13 protein-coding genes are annotated in these 21,081 nt (G+C 61.2%); 7 read left to right on the top strand and 6 right to left on the bottom strand.

What is annotated here, in order from left to right:
* Positions 1-82 precede the first annotated feature (82 nt).
* The gene (locus CXF97_RS11520; protein WP_101158602.1) at positions 83-394 is read left to right on the top strand and encodes a DUF962 domain-containing protein; all 312 of its coding nucleotides are present in this window, start codon (positions 83-85) and stop codon (positions 392-394) included.
* 14 nt (positions 395-408) lie between these two features.
* Complete coding sequence (locus CXF97_RS11515; RefSeq protein ID WP_101158601.1) at positions 409-999, top strand: HD domain-containing protein; 591 nt, start codon at positions 409-411, stop codon at positions 997-999.
* Positions 1,000-1,122: 123 nt separating this feature from the next.
* Here CXF97_RS11515 and CXF97_RS11510 read toward each other — a convergent pair whose 3' ends face one another.
* Positions 1,123-1,938 (bottom strand): UDP-2,3-diacylglucosamine diphosphatase, encoded by an 816-nt coding sequence (locus CXF97_RS11510; RefSeq protein WP_101158600.1) that lies wholly within the window; start codon positions 1,936-1,938, stop codon positions 1,123-1,125.
* 135 nt (positions 1,939-2,073) lie between these two features.
* Here CXF97_RS11510 and CXF97_RS11505 point away from each other — a divergent pair, with 135 nt between their 5' ends.
* On the top strand, positions 2,074-2,838 hold the full coding sequence (locus tag CXF97_RS11505; protein WP_101158599.1) for an AraC family transcriptional regulator: 765 nt from the start codon (positions 2,074-2,076) through the stop codon (positions 2,836-2,838).
* A 73-nt stretch (positions 2,839-2,911) separates the two neighbouring features.
* Positions 2,912-3,805 (top strand): DMT family transporter, encoded by an 894-nt coding sequence (locus CXF97_RS11500; RefSeq protein WP_101158598.1) that lies wholly within the window; start codon positions 2,912-2,914, stop codon positions 3,803-3,805.
* Here the strand turns inward: CXF97_RS11500 and CXF97_RS11495 are convergent.
* Entirely contained in the window at positions 3,799-4,086 is a 288-nt protein-coding gene (locus CXF97_RS11495; RefSeq protein WP_101158597.1) for a SelT/SelW/SelH family protein, read from the bottom strand. The two genes, CXF97_RS11500 and CXF97_RS11495, sit on opposite strands and share 7 nt — an antisense overlap.
* Before the next feature lie 71 nt (positions 4,087-4,157).
* On the opposite strand from CXF97_RS11495, the gene CXF97_RS11490 reads away from it, so the two are divergent.
* Positions 4,158-6,347, top strand: coding sequence for a patatin-like phospholipase family protein (locus CXF97_RS11490; RefSeq protein ID WP_101158596.1), 2,190 nt, complete (start codon positions 4,158-4,160; stop codon positions 6,345-6,347).
* Between the two features lie 103 nt (positions 6,348-6,450).
* On the opposite strand, the gene CXF97_RS11485 is transcribed toward CXF97_RS11490, so the two are convergent.
* From CXF97_RS11485 to recQ, 3 genes are all read right to left on the bottom strand, one after another.
* A complete protein-coding gene (locus tag CXF97_RS11485) occupies positions 6,451-8,253 on the bottom strand; it encodes a FimV/HubP family polar landmark protein (protein ID WP_101158744.1) in 1,803 nt (600 codons plus the stop codon).
* Positions 8,254-8,380: 127 nt separating this feature from the next.
* Positions 8,381-8,815 (bottom strand): MarR family transcriptional regulator, encoded by a 435-nt coding sequence (locus CXF97_RS11480; protein WP_016771142.1) that lies wholly within the window; start codon positions 8,813-8,815, stop codon positions 8,381-8,383.
* Between the two features lie 132 nt (positions 8,816-8,947).
* Positions 8,948-11,077, bottom strand: coding sequence for a DNA helicase RecQ (gene recQ / locus CXF97_RS11475; protein WP_101158595.1), 2,130 nt, complete (start codon positions 11,075-11,077; stop codon positions 8,948-8,950).
* A 404-nt stretch (positions 11,078-11,481) separates the two neighbouring features.
* On the opposite strand from recQ, the gene CXF97_RS11470 reads away from it, so the two are divergent.
* Both CXF97_RS11470 and CXF97_RS11465 read left to right on the top strand, forming a co-directional pair.
* A complete protein-coding gene (locus tag CXF97_RS11470; protein ID WP_101158594.1) occupies positions 11,482-12,069 on the top strand; it encodes a YecA family protein in 588 nt (195 codons plus the stop codon).
* Positions 12,070-12,079: 10 nt separating this feature from the next.
* On the top strand, positions 12,080-12,475 hold the full coding sequence (locus CXF97_RS11465) for a YbaN family protein (protein ID WP_101158593.1): 396 nt from the start codon (positions 12,080-12,082) through the stop codon (positions 12,473-12,475).
* Between the two features lie 296 nt (positions 12,476-12,771).
* On the opposite strand, the gene CXF97_RS11460 is transcribed toward CXF97_RS11465, so the two are convergent.
* Positions 12,772-20,628 carry a retention module-containing protein gene (locus CXF97_RS11460; RefSeq protein WP_101158592.1) on the bottom strand — a complete coding sequence of 2,619 codons (7,857 nt, stop codon included), beginning with the start codon at positions 20,626-20,628 and terminating at the stop codon, positions 12,772-12,774.
* Positions 20,629-21,081 lie beyond the last annotated feature (453 nt).

Below are 21,081 nucleotides of genomic sequence, written 5' to 3'. Positions count from 1 at the left end.
CACACCCCTGATCACTCTAGACTCAAATAAGCTGCCCGCCGAACAACTTGACGCCAGAACAATCACCACAGAGAGCGCGGTCGTGGAAAATTTCAAGCAGTTCAACAGCTTCGCCGAGTTCTATCCGTATTACCTCGCCGAACACAACAACAGCACCTGCCGCCGTCTGCATTTCATCGGCACTTCCCTGGTCATCTTCATTCTCGCCCTGAGCATCGCCAAGGGCGCCTGGCTGCTGTTGCTGGCTTTGCCTCTGGCCGGTTACAGCTTCGCCTGGATCGGTCATTTCTTTTTCGAGAAGAACCGCCCTGCGACCTTTCAGCATCCGCTGTACAGCCTGCTCGGCGATTTCGTCATGTACCGCGACATGATTCTCGGTCGCGTGGCGTTCTGAATGAGGATCTGCCCATGAATGTCCAGGCTCGTTTCACCCACATGAAGGACGGCACCGAGGAAGACTGGGCGATCATCGCCGCTGACTTCAGTGCCTATGCCAGACAGCTGCCGTCGCGAATTGTCACGCACCTGAAACTGCTTGAAGGCGATTTCGGCGGTTTCCCGGTCGATCGCCTGACCCACTCGCTGCAAACCGCGACACGGGCCTTTCGCGACGACCGTGACGAGGAATACGTCGTCTGCGCGCTGCTGCATGACATTGGTGACACCCTGGGCTCGTACAATCACCCGGACATTGCTGCAGCGATTCTCAAGCCGTTCGTAAGTGCGGAAAATCTGTGGATGGTGGAGAAGCACGGCATCTTTCAGGGCTATTACTTCTTTCATCACCTGGGCATGGATCGGCATTTGCGCGAGCAATTCAGGGAACATCCGCAGTTTCAGGCGACTGCCGAGTTCTGCGCCAAATACGATGCGGCGGCGTTTGATCCGGCGTATGACACGTTACCGCTGAGTTTCTTCGAGCCGATGATGGAAAGGCTGTTTGCGCAGCCGAAAAATTCGATTTACAAAGCCGCGATGCAAGAACACAGCCCAGCCTGAAAACACACACACTTCTTAAAGTGGGAGCGGGCTTGCTCGCGAATGCGATGTGCCAGTGAGAGATTTTCTGGCTGACACCGCGCATTCGCGAGCAAGCCCGCTCCCACTTTGGATCTGCGTGGTTCAGGCGATCTCGGCAACATTGGCCGCTTTCAACTCCGCCTCCCGCGCCTGCGCATCCGCCAGCCGATACAACTCGATCGTGCCGTCCCAATGCTCGATCAACGCCGTGCACGACTCGACCCAATCGCCGCAATTGAGATAGTCCACCTCGCCGACCTTGCGAATCTCGGCATGGTGAATATGCCCGCAGACCACGCCGTGCAATTCGCGCTTCACACATTCGTGGGCAATGGCTTCTTCGAAGTCGCTGATGAAACTGACGGCGGTCTTCACCTTGTGTTTCAAATAGGCCGACAGCGACCAGTAACCGTAGCCATAACGGGCGCGCCAGTGATTGAGCCAGCGGTTGAGCGTCAGGGTGAATTCGTAGGCCGAGTCGCCGAGAAACGCCAGCCAACGGTGATAGCGAGTGATCACATCGAACTGATCGCCGTGAATCACCAGCAGGTGCCGGCCATCGGCCGTGACATGCACCGCCTCGTCGACCAACTGGATATTGCCCAGAATCAGCCTGGAATAGCGCCGTAGAAATTCATCATGATTGCCGGTGACATAAATCACCTCGGTGCCACGCTTGCTCATGGTCAGCAGCCGGCGGATGACGTTGGTGTGCGCCTGCGGCCAGTACATGCCGCTGCGCAGTTTCCAGCCGTCGATGATGTCACCGACCAGATAGATCTTGTCGGCGTGATAGCCCTTGAGAAACTGCGACAAATGCTCGGCCTGACAATCCCGCGTGCCCAGGTGCACATCGGAGATCCACAGGGTTCGCACCCGTTGTTTGCGACTGGGGCGGGCGAGCTCGGCGCTGGTCATGGGCAACCCTCTGCGATGTTTTCGCCAGCTTGCGCGCGCCCGGTTAATCGACCATGACAGGCGCGCGTCAGTCGTGTGACAGTGCAGCCTGTGCGCACCGGTGTAGACTGGCGACCACTTCGGAGACAACCTGCCATGCGACCGATCCTTACTCTGCGACAGTACAATCACGACCTGATCGTCCACAGCCACAACCACCCGCAATTGGTGTTCGGGCTGTCCGGTGCGCTGGATTTCGAGGTCGAGGGGCGCGGCAGTCAGGTCCGTCAACGCAGTTTCGTAGTCATCCCGTCCGGTGCCCACCATGCGTGCGGCAGTCCCGAGGGCAGCCAGTGTCTGGTGCTGGATATCCCCGACGACCAGTGGCTGACGAACGCTCTGGGCGATCACGCCGACGCCAGTCGCCGACTGTTCGATCAGGCGGGGCGGTCATCGCTGAATGCGCAGCAGAGCCAATTAATCAGTTGGTTGGCCAACAGCCCGGTCAGCGACCCGGTGATCGCACAGCAAGGCGCGGTGCTGCTGCTGGCCAGCCTCAACCACGCGCGGCCTGCCGAAGTCGCTGCTCGCCGTCTGCCCTATGTCGTGCTGGACGCGCACATCGAGCGAAACGCTGCGTATCCGCTGCAAGTCGCCGACCTGGCGCGGGTCGCGGGGTTGTCGAGTGCGCGACTGCACGCACGCTTCATGGCTGAGTGCGGGCAGACGCCGATGGACTATATCCGCAGTCGGCGCCTGCTTCTGGCCGTGCAACTGTTGCGCGACACGTCGCTGCCGATCGGTGAAATCGCCAGCCGTGTCGGTTATTCATCGCAAAGCGCTTTTTCTGCGGCGATGCTGCGTGAGTTCGGCGCCTCGCCGCGCCAGTTGCGGCGCGACTCCTGCGACAAAAATCGCTAGCCTCGCGACAGACTCCTGGCCATCCCCCGGTTCAATATGCAGTTGAGATTGTGTTTGAGATAAAAGGATTGCAATGACTCCGCGTACCGCCCTCGGCGCCCTGCATATCGGCGCTTTGATGTTCGGCCTGACCGGTGTGTTCGGCAAACTCGCTGCCGCGTCGCCGGCGGTCATTGTGTTCGGGCGCGCCGCCTTCGCCGTGCTTGCCCTGGCCTTCTTCGCTCGATTCGCCAGCCAGAGCGGCTGGCAAAAACTGCAAGCAGTCGACTGGCGACGCCTGGCGCTGAGCGGGGTGTTGCTGGCCGGACATTGGGTGAGTTTTTTCGTATCGGTGAAGATCGCCGGAGTGGCCATCGCCACGTTGGGCTTTGCCAGCTTCCCGGCGTTTACGGTGATACTCGAAGGGCTGATTTTCCGCGAACGCATCCGTGCCAATGAAATCGTCCTGGTCGTGTTGGTAACCATCGGTCTGGGGCTGGTAACTCCGGCGTTCGATCTGGGCAGCGGCGCGACAGTCGGCTTGCTTTGGGCAGTGTTGTCCGGCCTGCTGTTTTCCCTGCTGTCGCTGACCAACCGCGCCAGTTCCGGACGCATCCCGGCGGTGCAGGCGGCGTTGTGCCAGAACGTTGTCGTGGCGTTGTGTCTGTTGCCGGTTGCAGCGCCGCAGTTGAGTGCGGTGCGCGCGCTGGACTGGTTGTGGATCGCCCTGCTCGGAGTGTTCTGCACGGGCGTGGCGCACAGCCTGTTCGTCGCCAGTCTGGCGGTGATCAAGGCGCGCACGGCGGCGGTGGTATTCGCCATGGAGCCGGTTTACGGCATCACCCTCGCCTGGCTGCTGTTCAGTGAAACCCCGACCCTGCGCATGCTCATCGGTGGCGCGTTGATCATCATCGCTATCGTAGTGTCGGCGCGGATGTCAGGCGGCAGCGACAAAAAAACCGTCGCCGCCGAGGCCGCCTCTCACTGAGCGCGGTCGTTGTGACCGAGGTCGCGGTCAGGATCGATCTGATCGCGCACCCGCTGCTTCAAAACCTTGGCTTCGGGGAAGCCACCGTCGGCCTTGCGCTCCCAGATCTGCACACCCGCACAAGTGATGTGAAACACCCCGCCGGTGCCCGGCACCAATGACACTTTGCCCAGCTCGTCAGCGAAGGTGCTGAGCAGCTCCTGGGCCAGCCACGCCGCGCGCAGCAGCCACTGGCATTGGGTGCAATAAGTTATGACAACTTCGGCTTTGGCGACGGTCATGATCGCTGAAACTCCTGAGACAGAGGGCGCCGCTATAATAGCCGGCTTTACCGCTTGCCCAGAGACTCACAATGCGCCGTTTGCTGTTCTGCCTGCTGCTTGGTTTCCTTCCCCTGCTGCTTCATGCCAGTGAAGCGCCACGACCGAAAGTCGGTCTGGTGTTGTCCGGCGGTGCCGCGCGCGGGCTGGCGCACATCGGCGTGCTCAAAGCACTGGAAGAACAAGGCATCACGATCGACGCGATTGCCGGGACCAGCATGGGCGCGGTGGTCGGCGGCCTGTACGCCTCGGGCTACAAGGTCGATGAACTGGAGAAACTCGCGCTGAGCATCGACTGGCAAGCAGCGCTGTCCGACGCACCGCCGCGCGAAGATGTGCCGTTCCGGCGCAAGCAGGACGATCGCGACTTTCTGGTGAAGCAGAAACTCAGCTTTCGCGACGACGGCAGCCTCGGCCTGCCGTTGGGGGTTATCCAGGGTCAGAACCTCGCGCTGTTGCTGGAAAGCCTGCTGGCCCACACCAGCGACACCCGCGACTTCGACAAACTGCCGATCCCCTTTCGCGCCGTGACCACCGACATCGCCAATGGCGAAAAAGTGGTGTTTCGCAAAGGCCACCTGCCCCAGGTGATTCGCGCGAGCATGTCGATCCCCGCGGTGTTCGCCCCGGTCGAGCTCGACGGCCGCCTGCTGGTCGACGGCGGCATGACCGACAACATCCCGCTGGACGTCGCACGGGAAATGGGTGTCGACATCGCCATCGTCGTCGACATCGGCACGCCGCTGCGCAACCGCAAGCAGTTGACCACGGTGGTGGATGTGCTCAATCAGTCGATTACCCTGATGACCCGGCGCAACTCCGAAGAGCAACTGGCAGCTCTGCATGCCGATGACGTATTGATCCAACCCGCGCTGGCCGCGTTCGGCGTGACCGATTTCGGCAAGGCTCAGGAGATGATCGATGCCGGTTACCGCGCCACCCGAATCCTCGATGCGCGGCTGGCACAACTGAAGCCAACTGAAACCCAGGACGCCGAACTCAACGCCGCCCGCCAACCGGGACAGCGCACGCCGATCATCACGGCCATCCGCGTCGAAAACGACTCGAAAGTCGACGATGCCGTGATTCGCTATTACATCCGCCAGCCGATCGGCGCGCCGCTGGATCTGGGCCGCCTGCATTCGGACATGGGCACGTTGTACGGCCTCGATTACTTCGATCAGGTGCGTTACCGCGTGGTGCACAAAGGCCAGGATCACACCCTGGTCATCAGTGCCAGCGGCAAGCGCAGCGGCACCGATTACTTGCGGGTTGGCCTCAACCTGTCGGACGACATGCGCGGCGACAGTGCTTTCAATCTCGGCGCCAGCTATCGCGTCAACGGCATCAACCGACTCGGTGCGGAATGGCTGACCCGGGCGCAAATCGGCGACAAGCAGGAGCTGTACAGCGAGTTCTATCAGCCGCTGGATGTCGGCTCGCGCTATTTCGTCGCGCCGTATGCGTCGTTCGAGGCGCAGAACGTCGACTCGGTGCTGGATAACGATCCGATCGCCCAATATCGCGTCGAGCGCTACGGTTTCGGCCTCAACCTTGGCCGGCAGATCGGCAACAACGGCGAAGTGCGGCTTGGCGTCGGCCAGGCCTGGGGCGAGGCTGACGTGCGCATCGGCGATCAGGATTTGCCGAGCGAGAGCTTCAACGAAGGCTTCTATACCGTGAAGTATTCGTACGACTCGCTGGACAACGTCTACTTTCCACATACGGGCAAAGAGGTGAGCCTGACCTTCACCCAGTTCGAACCGGGACTGAGCTCAGACACCCGCTATCGCCAGTGGGAGTTGAATTTCGACAAGGCCATGAGCCACGGCCCGGATACGCTGATACTCGGCGGGCGCTACGGCCGCACGCTGGACAATGCCAATGTGGTGACTTCAAGCTTCCTGCTTGGCGGCGCGCGGCAGTTGTCGGGGTTCCGTGAGGACGCGTTGTCCGGGCAGAACGTCAGCTTGATGCGCGCCGTGTACTACCGCCGCCTGACGCCGCGCTCGTATCTGCCGCTGGATTTCCCGCTGTACGCCGGCGCCTCGCTGGAACGCGGTCGGGCGTGGAATAACGACAACGCATTTGACAGCGGCTACATCAACGCCGCGAGCGTGTTTATCGGCTTCGACACGCCGCTGGGACCGTTGAATTTCACTTATGGATTGAATGATGCCGATGAGCAGGCGGTTTATCTGAATCTGGGGCAGACGTTCTGACGTCCTGGCGAACAGGCTCGCTCCCACAAGGACAACTCATTTCATGGTGGGAGCGAGCCTGCTCGCGAAAGCGGTCCTGGAGAAACCTGTAATCCGTCGGCAGTCAACGAATCCCCGCCAACAACGTCCTCGCTGTTTGCCGCAATGGCTCATCCCCTTCCTTGAGCAATTCGTTGAGCAGCGCGATCGCACTGTCGATGTCGCCGTCGTCGATGCAGGTTTGGGCCTGTTCGAGCTTGCCAGCAGCCTCGGTCTCGCTGGACTCGGGTAATTGCAGATCCAGAGGCTCCAATGCCGGCGACGGCTCGGGATCGCCGAACGCATTGAGGAAGTCATCGTCGAGCGGCTGGGCGTCGGGTTCGGGGATCCATTCAAGTTCGGCTTCTTCCCCAGATGCAGCCTGTGGCAGCTCGAAGTCGACCGGCAGCACGGACAGGCTTGTGCCCAACTCCGGATCATCAATCGGCGGTGCGGCGGAATCGGTGCGGCTGTCGTTGAGATCCCAGTTTGAATCCATCGACAGCTCACTCAGATTCAATTCGAAATCATCCTCGGGAGCGCCGAGCGTCGATGCGAGGGGCACCGAAACGGTCGCCGCTGTGGCCAAGGGCAATTCGGCTGCGATCGGCGTTGCTGCGAATGCCGCCGGTGCGGCGCCTGCCAGTTTTGGATGGCGAGCACGCGCCTCAACCAGTGTGCGGTCATCAACGCCGAGTGCCCGCAGGTGTTCCTCCTGCTGTTCATAGGCGGCGCTGTCACCTTGGCGCCCAAGAACTTCCAGCAACTGCAAACCAAGATCGGTGCGCTCAGGCTCCTTGTACAAGGCATCGCGCAGCAGCCCGGCCGCTTCGTTGAGCCGGCCATAGGCCAGATAAATGCCCACGGCTTCCAGCACATCGCCGGCACCGGGTTCGTCGCGATGATCAGTGGCCGCGTGCGAACCGACAGATTGTTGAAGTTCTGGCTCATCGACGTCATCTTCGGCGCTCACCGGCAATAGCGGCAGCGGCGTGCCATCGGCTGTCGAACGTTGCTGACGGCGGCGTAGAAACAATGCCGCCAGCGCACCCAGCAGCACGATCAGCCCGCCGAGCAGTGGCCAGTTCAAACCGTCGTCTGTCGCCTCGACGGGGGCCGAAACGGCCGCCGGAACAGCTGCGACCGCGGCCGGTGGCGGAGCTCTCTGCACTTCGGCCAGACGGGTTTGCAAATCTTCGATCTGCTTCTTGCCGTCGGCTATTTGCAATTGCTGCTCTTGCAGTCTGAGGTTCTGTTCGTCGAGGGTCTTTTGCAGCTGCTGGGTCAGCAACACGCTGGCAGCCAGTTGCTCGGCCTGCGCATCGTTGGCAGGTGCCGCTGGCGTTGGCGGTAGGGGCGCGGCAGTGCGTTTGCCTTGGGCAGCCTGGGGCGGTGCGGTAACCGGTTCGACGGTTGGGAATTCGGAGGATTGCGGGCGCGGATCCGGCTCGTCGGTGGCGGGCACGATGCCCGGCGAACCCGGCGGGTCGATCAGCACCGTGTACTCGCGCAGCAGGCGGCCGTTGGGCTGATCGAGCTGCACGAGGAAGTTGAGGAAGGGTTCGTTGACCGGCTTGTTCGAGGTCACCCGGATCATCTGGCGATTGCCATGCAGGATCGGGGTGAACTTGAGGTCGTTGAGAAAGAACACCCGCTCGACGCCGGCCCGGCCGAATTCATCTGCCGAGGCCAGGCTGGCCGAGAGATCGTTTTGCGTCAACGTGCCGACATCGACCAGCGCGATGTCGGCCTTGAACGGCTGATTCAGGGCCGAATGAACAGTGATTTCGCCCAACCCCAACGCCATCGACCAGGTCGAATAGCTGAATAGACCGGCAGCGAGCAGCCATTTGGCGCCCCCGCACAGCACTTGCCGACTTGCGAGCATGAGCATCCCTTAAATAAGCAAAACCGGTTTCTATGCGTTCGCACATCCGGTACGAACACGATATTGCCCAGTAGTTCTTATAGTCGGCTCAGAGCGATCTCTCAAAAAATCGGCGTTGGGATGTGCCTCAGGATTTTTCCAGATTGGCCAGAATGTGCCCGTGCACGCGCATGCACACCTTTAAATCCGCCTCGTCGACGCCTTCGAATAATTCGTGGCGCAGTTGCGTGGCAATCGTTTCGATTTGTTCGATCAGAGGTAGAGCGGGTGCGCAGAGCACGATTTTTTTCGCCCGACGGTCTTCCATCACTGACTGGCGTTGCACCAGTCCCTGGTTTTCCAGACTATCGAGCAAGCGCGCCAGAGTCGGACCTTCGACGCCGACACTTTGCGCCAGTTCGCGTTGGGTCGGCGCCTCTTCAAAGCGCGCCAGATGCAGCAGTACCAGCCAGCGCGCCTGCGACAGGCCCAGCCCGGCGAGACGACGATCCAGTTCGGCACGCCAGCCACGGGACATCTGGGCCAGTTGCATACCAAAGCGATGTTGATCGGTTAACGGCATAAAACACTCACGGTTAGACTGAAAATACGGAAAATCTAATTATTAGTCAGCTAAGCATGAGCGGCAGTTATAGGCAAGGGTGGCTCTGTACTGAATCGTTACAACTGAACGGGGCTTGGCGCAAACGTCGCTTCACATCTCGAATTCAGACTGCAACGCCGCCCGCACACAATAAAGCACACCTTCCGGCACGCGCCCGGCGAACAACTCGGCCACTTCGGCGACGGACGGCAACTCGCCCTCGCCATCGAGAAACGCGTCCTGTACTTCGCCCATCAGTTCCTCAGGCAAGTCCAACGCCTGCTCAAGCGACAATTGCTGCTTGCCGATGGCTTCAGCGAGCATCGCGTAGACGTTCTTTTCCGAACACTGCAGTTGCCCGGCGATCTGCAGCGGCGTCATGCCCGCGCGCGCGAGGGTGATCAGTTCGTGACGGACGTCGGCCACCACTTTCGGCGCTTCGGCCTCGCCGCCGAGCACTTCGAGGAAAGCTTCGCCGTAGCGTTCCAGCTTGCGCGCGCCGACGCCGCTGACCGTGGCCATTTCCGCCAGCGAGGTTGGCTGGCTGCGGAGCATTTCCAACAGGGTCGAGTCGGGGAAGATGACGTATGGCGGCACGCCGTGTTCTTCGGCGAGCTTGCGCCGCAACGCGCGCAAGGCTTCCCACTGTTCGCGTTCCTCGCCGCGCACCAGTTGGCTGGCCTGGCTCTTGCTGCCGGTTTTGGCGGTGACTTGTGGTTTCAGGTCGCGGCGCAGTTCCAGTTTCACTTCGCCTTTGAGCAGCGGCCGGCAACTGTCATTCAAGCGCAGACCGCCATAACCCTCGTGATCGACATCGGCCAACCCACGCGCCACCAACTGGCGGAACAGCGAGCGCCACTCGCTCTCGCTCAACGCCTTGCCCACGCCAAACACCGACAGGTGCTGGTGGCCAAAGCTGCGTACCTTTTCGTTGTCCTTGCCCAGTAGCACATCGACCAGATGGCCGACACCGTAACGCTGGCCGGTGCGGAAAATCGCCGACAAGGCCTGGCGCGCCGGCTCGGTGGCATCCCAGGTCTGCACGCCGTCGACACAGTTGTCGCAATGCCCGCACGGCTCGGGCATGTCTTCGTCGAAATAGGCCAGCAATGCCTGCCGGCGGCAGCGGGTTTCTTCGCACAGCGAGAGCATGGCGTCGAGCTTGTGCTGCTCCAGACGCTTGTGCCGTTCGTCGCCTTCGGAGTTCTGCAGCATCTGTTTGAGCATCACCACGTCTTGCAGACCGTAGGCCATCCACGCGTCCGCCGGCAGACCGTCACGGCCGCCGCGTCCGGTTTCCTGGTAATACGCCTCGAGGGATTTCGGCAGATCGAGGTGCGCGACAAAGCGCACGTTGGGCTTGTCGATGCCCATGCCGAACGCCACCGTGGCGACCATGATCAGGCCTTCCTCGTTAAGGAAGCGCTTCTGATGGTAGGCGCGCAGATCATTCGGCAGACCGGCGTGATACGGCAGCGCAGGGAAGCCCTGCTCGCTGAGGAATGCCGCAACTTCTTCGACCTTCTTGCGCGACAGGCAATAAACAATGCCGGCGTCGCTGCGCCGCTCGGCGAGGAACGCCAGCAATTGCTTGCGCGGCTGCTCTTTCGGGACGATGCGGTAGAAAATGTTCGGGCGGTCGAAGCTCGACAGGAAGCGCTCGGCATTCTGCAGATGCAGGCGATCGACGATTTCTTCGCGGGTGCGCTTGTCGGCGGTCGCAGTCAGGGCAATGCGCGGAACGTTGGGGAACAGTTCCGCCAATTGGCCCAGTTGCAGGTATTCGCGGCGGAAGTCGTGGCCCCATTGCGACACGCAATGCGCTTCGTCGATGGCGAACAAAGCGATTTCCAGGCTTTGCAGGAACGCCAGCATGCGCGGCTGGACCAGACGCTCGGGGGCCAGATAGAGCATTTTCACTTCGCCGCGCTTGATCCGCACAGCGAGATCACGCTGCTGTTCAGCGCTCAGCGTGGAGTTCAACGCGGCAGCGGCCACGCCCAGTTCTTCAAGGGTGGCGACCTGATCGTCCATCAGAGCGATCAACGGCGAAACCACCACCGCCAGACCGTCGCGCAGCAGCGCCGGCACCTGAAAGCACAAGGACTTGCCGCCACCGGTAGGCATCAGCACCAGCGCATCACCGCCGCTGGCCACGCGCTCAATGATCGCACCCTGACGGCCACGGAAACTGTCGTAGCCGAAGATGTCCTTGAGGACGCGTTGAGCCTGTTCGAGCATAAAAACTCCAAAAATCTACCGATACATCCCTGCTCAGGCTGGTTCAGAGCAGCCTCGGCTGCTTAAACAAAACGTAAGAACACGTTGCATGACCAGCGCAGCGCCAGCAGGGATCGCAAAACGCGGCAGTATACCCGAGGCCTTTGCCGCAGAGGGTGCCGCTGAGAAGACACTGATAAACCTGCCACGCACAAAACCCGGTGAGAGCGCGCTTGCTCGCGCAAGCGGCGGGTCAGTCGATGCAAAAGTGCCTGACACACCGTCTTCGCGAGCAAGCCCGCTCCCACAGGCTATTCACCCTTTCCAGTAAGTCCGGTAATTGGGCAAATCTGCCAAGCGGCTGGCTAGAGCGCGCAAGAAGGCCTAGAATTCCCGCATTGTTTATTCCCCAAGGTAGCCCCGTAATGTCCTTCGCTGAGCAACTGACCCGCCTGCAAGTCTTCCTCGACGCCGACGAGCTGCACGACGAGGCGCTGGATTACGTCGCCGCCCACGGTTACCTGACCGCGCTGTCGATCTGCTCCGAAGACGTCCCGGAGCGCGAGTGGATCGACGCGCTGTTCGCCGAAGAGCCGCATTACGCCGACGAAGCCCAGCGTGCCGAAATCGAAGCCACACTGATCGGCCTCAAAGCGCATATCGCTCGTCAACTGGCCTCGGATGAAGAATTCGAACTGCCTTGCGAACTGGATCTGGGCGAAGAGCCGGACGATTCCGAACTGCGCGGTTGGTGCATCGGTTTCATGGAAGGTGTGTTCCTGCGCGAAGCCGCCTGGTTCGAAACCGCCGAAGAAGAAGTCAGCGAAATGCTCCTGCCGATCATGGTCGGTTCCGGTCTGTTCGACGAGCAGCCTGAGTTCGAGGACATCGCCAAGGACGCCAACCTGATGGACGACATGATCGTACAAATCCCGGAAGCCCTCACCGCGCTGTACCTGCTGTGCCAGGCGCCCGACGAAAAACCGGCGATCCTCAAGCCACGCCACCACTAAGATCCGGCCTATGGACAATCCCATAGGCAACCGCCCCCTGATGTTGCGCTACGTCCTGCTGGCCATCGGCTGGCTCAGCGTGGCATTGGGGGTGATCGGCATCTTCCTGCCGGTCCTGCCCACCACTCCTTTCCTTCTGCTTGCTGCAGCTTGCTTTGCGCGCAGCTCTCCGCGCTTCTATCGCTGGCTGGTCGAGCATCCACGACTGGGGCCATGGATTCGCGACTACCTCGAAGGCAACGGCATTCCGCTCAAAGGCAAGGTCTACGCGATCGGGCTGATGTGGGTGAGCATTCTGTTCTCGTGTTATCTGGTGCCGTTGATGTGGGCGCGGGGGTTCATGCTGACCAGTGCGGTGTTGGTAACGGTTTATATTTTGCGGCAGAAGACATTGCGTAAATCCTGATAAATCGCAGTTGCTCATGCTTGGCGAACTGGCGGTGAATCGGGTGCTGGATAATCTGGAGTTGCCGCAATCGGGATGACAGTCAGCTGAGTCCTGCGGTGTCAATTCCGGCCTCTTCGCGGGCAAGCCCGCTCCCACAGGTTCTGTGGTGTGACAAAAGATTTGTGGCCGCCGCTCATCTGCGTGGGAGCGGGCTTGCCCGCGAAGGCTGACTGACAGGCAATACATGCCTACACACAGAAAAAACCCGCCGTCCCTCCAACCGGGGCGGCGGGTTTGTTGTTTCAGACCTCAGATCAAACGGTATCGACTTTCAACGAATGATCATTGAGCATGCCGCTGATGATCGTCGCCGTGTCGTGGCCGCTGGCAATCATGCCGCCTGCGCCCGGGGTCACGCCGTAGTGGCTGGCAAGGTTGACGCCAGCGAGATCGATGGTCTGGTTCGGCGTGGCGCCGGCCATGGCGCTGACGTCGATGCTGGTCATCACCGAGGCGCCGCTGCCACTGACAGTGAAGTGCAAATAGTCATCCAGCGAAGCGGTGCTGGCGTTTTCGCCTTGCAGCAGTTGCGACAGGTCGAGCTTGTCGGTGCCGGGGGTGAAATCGGTGATCAGGTCGTGGCCGCTGTTGCCCTTGAGCCACTGGAAGGTGTCCGCCCCTGCTCCGCCGGTCAGAGTGTTGTTGCCCATGCCACCGATCAGCAAGTCATCGCCGGCGCCACCGTTGAGGAAGTCGTTGCCGAGCCCCCCGTTGATCACGTTGTTGTTGGCGTCGCCGGTGAGGCTGTCGTTGAAGTTCGAGCCGAGCAGGTTTTCGATGCCGGTCAGGGTGTCGGTGCCGGCGCCGAGGGTGTTTTGCGCACCTAGCAGGTCGAGGTTGACGGTGACCGCGGCTGTGGCATGGGCGTAGCTGGCCGTGTCGCTGCCGGTGCCGCCGTCGAGCAGATCATTGCCGGCGCCGCTGTAAAGCAAATCGTTGCCGGCGCCGCCGTGCATTTCGTTATTGCCGGAGCCAGCGCTGAGCACGTCATTGCCGTCGCCGGCATTGATCACGTTATTGCCGCTGCCCGCCACCAGCACATCGTCGCTGGCGGTGCCGGTCAGGGTGTGGCCGTCCTGATAGCTGATGCTGAGACTGGCCGTATCGCTGCCGCCGTGGTTGTCGTTGGCGGTGTAGGTGCCATGGTAGTCCGGCGTGATGTCGTGGGCCCCGGCGTAGTCAAGGGTCATTGTCAGTTGGTAGTTCTCTGCGGCGTTGGGGTTGCCGCCGCCGTTACCAATATTGGTGATGTGGATCTGGTAGATGCCGTCCGCCGAAGCGGTCAGCGTTTGCCCGTCCGCCAGCGCGGCGTAGGCGCCACCGTTGAGCGAGTACTCCATGCTGATCTTGCCGGCACCCAGATTGTGATCCAGATTGAGGGTTTCGCCCTGACGCAGATTGACGGTGATGCGATCTTCATCATTGGCATTGCTGTTGCTCACCATGCCGAGATAACCGCTGACTACCAGCACGGCGGTCATCGTCGCGGCATTGGCGCTGAAGGCGCTGCGCACGTTGGCCAGGTTCTGGTTGGCCGCATTATTGGGCTGCCCGGTGAAACCGATCAGACCGGTGCCGGTGAAGTCCGCTGCTTTCGATACCCAACCCGTATTGAAGCTGGTTGGCGTGGCGTTGAGTGCATCGCCGTTCGGATCGGTGTCATTGGCCAGCAGCAGCTCGCCCGGCACCACGATGTTGCCGGACAGCACATTGGTGATGACGTGATCGTCCATCGCCACCGGCGGCGCGTTGGGGATCACTTTCACCGTCAGCGTGGAGCTGGCCAGATCGCCGTCGTTGTCACTGACGGTGAAACCGATGTTTTCGGTGATCACCACCGCCGTGGTTTTCTGCGAGGTGTAGCTGTATTCGCCGGTGTCGAGGTTGACCACCAAGGTGCCGCTATTGTTGGTGGCGATGCTGACCGTGTTGTTCGCCGTGTTGAAGGTGCCGTGGTTGGCGCCGCCGCTCGCGGTCAACGAACCCTGGCCGCTGAGGGCCTTCGGATCGTAGGTGTAGCTGGTGCCGTCGACGACGATGGACTTGATGAAACCGCCATCGGCACCGAACGAACCGCCCTCGCCCAGCAGCGAACCGGTGACCGGCGCGCCCTGCACGGTGCCGGACAATACCGAGTTGAGCTGATTGAGATCGGTGACCACCACCGCATTGGTGTCGGTGTGATTGATGCCGTCGTAGGCCAGCGGATCGAGGTTGGCGTTGCTCACGCCACTGCCCAGTCCAATGGCGTAGTTTTTGATGTTGTTGGCGTCGAGGAAGTTTTTCAGCGCGGCTTCGTCAGCCGTGCCGATGTCACCCTCGTTGGGCTTGCCGTCGGAGAAGAAGTAGCCGACGTTCTGCGCCCCGGTGAGTTTGCCGGAGGTGTTGAACGCGGTCTGCATCACCGCCACGGCGGCGTCGTAGTTGGTGCCGCCGCCGGCATTCAGACCCGCGAGCAGCGTCTTGGCGGTGGCCACATCCACCCACACGGTGGTGCGGTCGGCAGCATTGCTGCTGAATGTCACCAACTGCACTTTCACATCGCCCAGATCATCGTACTTGTCGAGCAAGGCACCAATCGCCTGCTTGGCCAGCGCCAGCCGCGACAGGCCCGGCACGCCAGAGGCATCGGCCATGCTGCCGGAAATGTCGAGGACGATGAGCACGTTGGAATCGATCTCCACCGCCGTCACCGAGCGATCCGAAGCAACGGCTTTCGGTACATCGTCAACGATGTTGACCACAAGGGTGCTGGTGGTGCTGTTGCCCAGTGCATCGGTGGCTTGGTAGGTGAACGTTTCGCTGAGGGTATTGGCCCCGTCGCTGGCGTTCGGCGCGGTTTTCGGCGCGGAGGTCAGCGTGTAGGTGTAGGTGCCGTCGGCGTTGAGCTGCAGTTGTCCGTAGCTGCCGGTGGCGTTGCCGACCAACGTATAAGTGATCGCGCCGCTGCCGCCACTGAGGGAACCCACCAGCGTGCCGCTGGCGGTTTCGCCGGTGTTGCCCGGTTCGCTGCCGGTGACCGTGCCGGGAGCCAGATCGGCGCCATCCTTGCTCAGGTCGAGGGCTTTTTCGTAAACCGTGACGTCGGTGTCGCCGACGGCGACCAGGCAGCTGTTGTGCACATCAATGGTGAGGGTGGTGGTGCTTTCGTCGCCATCGGAATCGCGCACGGTGTAGGTGAATACGTCAACCGCGCCCGGGGCGTTCACCGCGTTGGGATTGCTGTGATAAACGGCGTTGCCGTTGGCATCGAGGGTGAGGTAGCCGTAGCTGCCGTTGATTTGTGAGTTCAAACCGCCAATGGCAGAAGTAGACGTATCGGCGCCGGCACGCACGCCGATCACGGCACCGGAAACTGCCGGGCCGTCAGCCCCGCCTATATCGTTTTCGAGCACGTTTCCACTGACGGTTCCGCCCTCCTCCACCGAAGTGGCATCTGCGTGCGCTGTCGGCAGGTCATCAACGATGTTGACGTTGATCTGACCGCTGGCCGTGCTGCCGTCGGTGTCTGTGGCGACCACCGCGAAATTCTCGCTGAGGCTGTTGGCACCGTTGGCGTCTGGATGGGCTTCGTTGTCGACCAGGGTGTAGCTGTAGCTGACCACGCCGGTGGCCGGGTCGTAACCGGTGATGGTGAACGTACTGCCCAGCGGCGAGACCACCGACTGTGGCAAACCGGCGGCGACGCCATTGCTGACCACGGCAATGCCGCCGACCGTCAATGTTTGCAGGCCATCAAGCGCGGTGACGGTGAAGCTGCCGCTCTGGGTCAGCGCCGAGGTGTTGGGGCTGCTGCCGTCGCTGAGGTTCCTCTCGTAGACGGTGAGTTCGCCGCCCTTCACGTTGAGGCCGTCGAGACACACCGGGTCGTCGTTGTTGTGAATGTTCAGCACAAGGTTGGCGGTGCTGGTGTCGCCGTCGGAGTCGGTGATCGTGTAGGCGAAGGTTTCAGTGCCGTTGCCGCCGCCGTGGAGGTTGTTGAAGTCGGCGTCGTTAACGTCCAGCGTGTAGGTGTAAGTGCCGTTGGCGTTAAGTACCAGCGTGCCGTAAGTGCCAGTGAAAGTACCGGCGGTCACCGGGCCGCTGGCGACGCGATCGGCGCCTTGCACGTCGTTGTCGAGGACATTGCCAGTCAGGGTCAATTGCGCTTCGGTCGCGTTGTCGGCATTGCTGTCGTTCAGCGCTTTCGGCACGTCATCGACGATGCTCACGACAATACTGCTGGTGACGACATTGCCCAGCGAATCGGTGGCCTGATAGGTGAAGGTTTCGCTCAGGCTGTTGGCGCCGTCGTCGGCGTGCGGCGTGGTGGTCGCCGGCGAGGTCAGGGTGTAGGTGTAAGTGCCATTGGCGTTGAGCACGATCTGCCCGTAATTGCCGGTGGCGCTGCCGACCAGCGCATAACTGATCGCGCCGACCGCGCCGGTAACCGAGCCGACCAGGGTGCCGGATGCGGTTTCGCCGGTGCTGCCCGGATCGCTGCCGACCACGCTGCCCGCCGCTAGATCCTGGCCATCCTGGTTCAGGTCGAGGGCTTTTTCATACACGGTCACGTCACTATCGCTGACCGCTTTCAGGCAGCTGTTATAGACGTCGATGGTGATGGTCGTGGTGCTTTCATCACCGTCGAAATCGCGCACCGTGTAAGTGAACACATCGACCGCGCCCGGGCCGTTCACCGCGTTGGGATTGCTGTGATAAACGGCGTTGCCGTTGGCATCAAGCGTGAGGTAGCCGTAGGTGCCGTTGATCTGCGAATTGAGCCCGCCGATGGCCGAGGTCGAAGTGTCGGCACCGGCGCGCACGCCAACCACCGCGCCAGTAACCGCCGGGCCATCAGCGCCGCCGACATCGTTGTTGAGTACATTGCCGCTGACAGTGCCGCCCTCCGCCACCGAAGCCGCATCTGCATGCGCAGTCGGCAAATCATCAACGATGTTGACGTTGATCTGACCGCTGGCGGTGCTGCCATCGGTGTCGGTCGCGACGACGTCGAAGTTCTCGGTGAGGCTGTTGGCGCCGTTGGCGGTTGGATGGGCTTCGTTGTCGGCCAGGGTGTAGCTGTAGCTGACCACGCCGGTTGCAGGGTCATAACCGCTGATGGTCAAGGTGCTGCCCAGCGGCGTGACGATTGATTGCGGGAAACCTGCGGCCACGCCATTGGTGATCACGGCGATGCCGCCGACTGTGAGGGTCTGCAGACCATCGAGAGCGCTGACGGTGAAAGTGCCGTTCTGGGTCAGCGCCGGGGTGTTGGGGCTGGTGCCGTCGCTGAGGTTTTTTTCGTAGACCGTCAGTTCGCCACCGTTGACGTCGAGGCCATTGAGCAGCACCGGATCATCGTTGTTGTGAATCTGCAGAACAAGATTGGCAGTGCTGGTATCGCCGTCGGCATCGGTGATCGTGTAGGCAAAAGTTTCGGTGCCGTTACCGCCGCCGGTCAAGGCTTTGAAATCGGCATCGCTGGTGTTCAGCGTGTAGGTGTAGGTGCCGTCAGCGTTCAGAACCAAGGTACCGAACGTGCCGGTGAAAGTGCCGGGTGTAACCGGGCCTGTTGCTACGCGGTCGGCGCCTTGTATGTCGTTGGTGAGGACGTTGCCGGTCAGGGTCAGTTGGGTTTCTGACGCCGTGCCGTTGCTGTCATCGTTGGCTTTCGGCAGGTCGTCGACGATGTTGACGTCGAGGGTGCCGGTGGCCGTTGTGCCGTTGTCGTCTACGACGGTAACCGCGAACTGCTCAGGCAGACTGTTCGCGCCATTGGCGTTCGGATGCGTTTCGTTATCGGCCAAGGTGTAGCTGTAACTGACCACACCGGTTGCAGCGTTGAAACCAGTAATGGTCAGCGTGCTGCCCAGTGGCGTGGTGATCGATTGCGGGAAGCCTGCGGCAACGCCATTGGTGACCACGGCGATGCCGCCGACTGTCAGCGTGGTCACGCCGTCCAGCGCGGTGATGGTGAAGGTGCCGTTTTGCGTCAGTGCGCCAGCGTCAGGGGCGCTGCCGTCGCTGAGGGTTTTTTCGTAGATCGTCAACTCGCCACCGGCGACGTTCAGGCCGTCGATGGTGACTGGATCGTCGTTGTTGTGGATCCGCAAAACGAGATTGGCAGTGCTGGTATCGCCGTCGGCATCGGTGATCGTGTAGGCGAAGGTTTCGGTGCCGTTGCCGCCGCCGGTCAAGTTTTTGAAGTCGGCGTCGCTGGTATTTAGCGTGTAGGTGTAGGTGCCGTCGGCGTTCAGAACCAAGGTGCCGTAAGTACCGGTGAAAGTGCCCGGCGTGACCGGTCCGGTGGGTACGCGGTCGGCGCCTTGTATGTCATTGGTGAGGACACTGCCGGTGAGGGTCAGTTGATTTTCCGAGGCGGTGCCGTTGCTGTCATCGTTGGCTTTCGGCAGGTCGTCGACGATGTTGACGTCGAGGGTGCCGGTGGCCGTTGTCCCGTTGTCGTCGATGACGGTAACCGCGAACTGCTCAGGCAGACTGTTCGCGCCATTGGCGTTCGGATGCGTTTCGTTGTCGGCCAGGGTGTAGCTGTAACTGACCACACCGGTTGCAGCGTTGAAACCAGTAATGGTCAGCGTGCTGCCCAGTGGCGTGGTGATCGATTGCGGGAAGCCTGCGGCAACGCCATTGGTGACCACGGCGATGCCGCCGACTGTCAGCGTGGTCACGCCGTCCAGCGCGGTGATGGTGAAGGTGCCGTTTTGCGTCAGTGCGCCAGCGTCAGGGGCGCTGCCGTCGCTGAGGGTTTTTTCGTAGATCGTCAACTCGCCACCGGCGACGTTCAGGCCGTCGATGGTGACTGGATCGTCGTTGTTGTGGATCCGCAAAACGAGATTGGCAGTGCTGGTATCGCCGTCGGCATCGGTGATCGTGTAGGCGAAGGTTTCGGTGCCGTTGCCGCCGCCGGTCAAGTTTTTGAAGTCGGCGTCGCTGGTATTTAGCGTGTAGGTGTAAGTGCCGTCGGCGTTCAGAATCAACGTGCCGTAAGTACCAGTGAATGTACCGGGCGTGACCGGTCCGGTGGGTACGCGGTCAGCGCCTTGGATGTCATTGGTGAGGACATTGCCGGTCAGGGTCAGCACGGTTTCCGAGGCAACGCCGTTGGCGTCATCAAACGCTTTGGGCACGTCGTCGGTGATATTCACGTCCAGCGTGCCAGTGGCGCTGTCGCCATTGCTGTCGGTGGCGATCACGGTGAACTGTTCGCTGAGGTTGTTCACGCCGTCGCCGGCCGCGTGGGTCTCGTTGCCGGTGAGGGTGTAGCTGTAGCTGACCGTGCCAGTGGCCGCGTTGTAACCGGTGATGGTCAGGGTGTTGCCCAGTTGCGTGGTGATCGACTGGGGAAAGCCGATCGGCACGCCGCCAACGATCACGTTGATGCCGCCGATGCTCAGGCTGTTCAAGCCATCCGCTGCCGAGACGGTGAAGCTGCCACTTTGCGTCAGCGCGCCCGGATTGGCCGCTGTACCGTCAGGCAGATTGGCTTCATTGAGGTTCAGCTCGCCGCCCGCCCCTTCGAGACCGTTGAGGATGACCGGGTTGTTCACCGGCGTCGGTGGCACCACGACCGGCGCCGGCGTGTCGTCGCCATTGTCGTTGTCCGCATCGCGGCGATACTCGGGAAATTCGGGAATGCCGTTGAAGCCGGCGGTGGGGAAACCGATGCTCGGATCGACTCGGCCGCCGACTTCGGTCAGCAGCACGAAGCTGTGCCCGCCGCCCAGTTCACCGGTATTGCCGGTCGGCGCGTTGGGGCCGGCAGCGGTGGCTTCGGCAGTTTTACTGGGGTCTTCACCGGCGGCGATTGCTTTCTGGATTTGCTCGACATCGGTCAGTTGCGCCTGGCTCGGGGTCTGCGCTTCAGCGACGTTCACCGGCACCGCCTGGTCGGCCAGCAATTGCCCGGTCATGGTGATGCTGCTGCCCCGGCCGAGGGTCAATTGCTCGCCGTTTTGCAGTTTCACCGCCACCGCACCTTCCGCGCCGGTGATCAGTTGATCGCCGCCGTACAGGCGATCGCCCTCGAACAGCGGACGCTTGATGCCGTCGCCCGCCTGGGCGAACACCTGACCAATGACTTTTGTGACCGTACCGATGAGCGCTGCCATGTGAAATCCTCCGCTGCCGACCACCGTCGGCACAGGTTCGCGAAGCAGCCCATGGCTCAATCGGGTTGCCGGGGGCGACGCTCGCACCCTCGGCAGTTCGTTTCGCAGGTCGGATCAAGAGAATTACCAGCGCTATCAAGCACTTGCCAACCCTGTTCGATTCATCGACCCACTAGCGCTACGTAACGGCGGTGAATCACCAGAGTGACAAAAATCTGTCGCTCATTTGCCGTGACGCGTCCCTCCCCTTCAGCAGTACTTCGCAGTGTCTCGCAAAGTGAATGGAACTTTCCTCAAGCCTTTTGGAGCTCCCTAAAGCGCATAAAACAAAGGCTTTCGAGCTGAACAATGTGCTGCTTTTGAAAAACCGCATAAGTTTTTTTTGGAATAAGGCTTATGAAAATTTTTTCTTGGCTACGCTCTAGGATGTTCTTAGCTCTGTTGTTACAAGAG

The sequence above is a fragment of the Pseudomonas sp. Choline-02u-1 genome (assembly GCF_002836515.1).
Classification (GTDB): domain Bacteria; phylum Pseudomonadota; class Gammaproteobacteria; order Pseudomonadales; family Pseudomonadaceae; genus Aquipseudomonas.
The sequence above is the reverse complement of the archived record's forward strand: the minus strand, read 5'-3'. Positions and strand labels throughout refer to the sequence as shown.

Bases quoted from the DNA above. Each gene is read 5' to 3' on its own strand.
- CXF97_RS11470 (WP_101158594.1), top strand. From the start codon at position 11,482: ATGTCCTTCGCTGAGCAACTGACCCGCCTGCAAGTCTTCCTCGACGCC.
- CXF97_RS11505 (WP_101158599.1), top strand. From the start codon at position 2,074: ATGCGACCGATCCTTACTCTGCGACAGTACAATCACGACCTGATCGTC.
- CXF97_RS11500 (WP_101158598.1), top strand. From the start codon at position 2,912: ATGACTCCGCGTACCGCCCTCGGCGCCCTGCATATCGGCGCTTTGATG.
- recQ (WP_101158595.1), bottom strand. From the start codon at position 11,077: ATGCTCGAACAGGCTCAACGCGTCCTCAAGGACATCTTCGGCTACGAC.
- CXF97_RS11460 (WP_101158592.1), bottom strand. From the start codon at position 20,628: ATGGCAGCGCTCATCGGTACGGTCACAAAAGTCATTGGTCAGGTGTTC.
- CXF97_RS11510 (WP_101158600.1), bottom strand. From the start codon at position 1,938: ATGACCAGCGCCGAGCTCGCCCGCCCCAGTCGCAAACAACGGGTGCGA.
- CXF97_RS11515 (WP_101158601.1), top strand. From the start codon at position 409: ATGAATGTCCAGGCTCGTTTCACCCACATGAAGGACGGCACCGAGGAA.
- CXF97_RS11480 (WP_016771142.1), bottom strand. From the start codon at position 8,815: ATGCCGTTAACCGATCAACATCGCTTTGGTATGCAACTGGCCCAGATG.
- CXF97_RS11495 (WP_101158597.1), bottom strand. From the start codon at position 4,086: ATGACCGTCGCCAAAGCCGAAGTTGTCATAACTTATTGCACCCAATGC.
- CXF97_RS11465 (WP_101158593.1), top strand. From the start codon at position 12,080: ATGGACAATCCCATAGGCAACCGCCCCCTGATGTTGCGCTACGTCCTG.
- CXF97_RS11490 (WP_101158596.1), top strand. From the start codon at position 4,158: ATGCGCCGTTTGCTGTTCTGCCTGCTGCTTGGTTTCCTTCCCCTGCTG.
- CXF97_RS11485 (WP_101158744.1), bottom strand. From the start codon at position 8,253: ATGCTCGCAAGTCGGCAAGTGCTGTGCGGGGGCGCCAAATGGCTGCTC.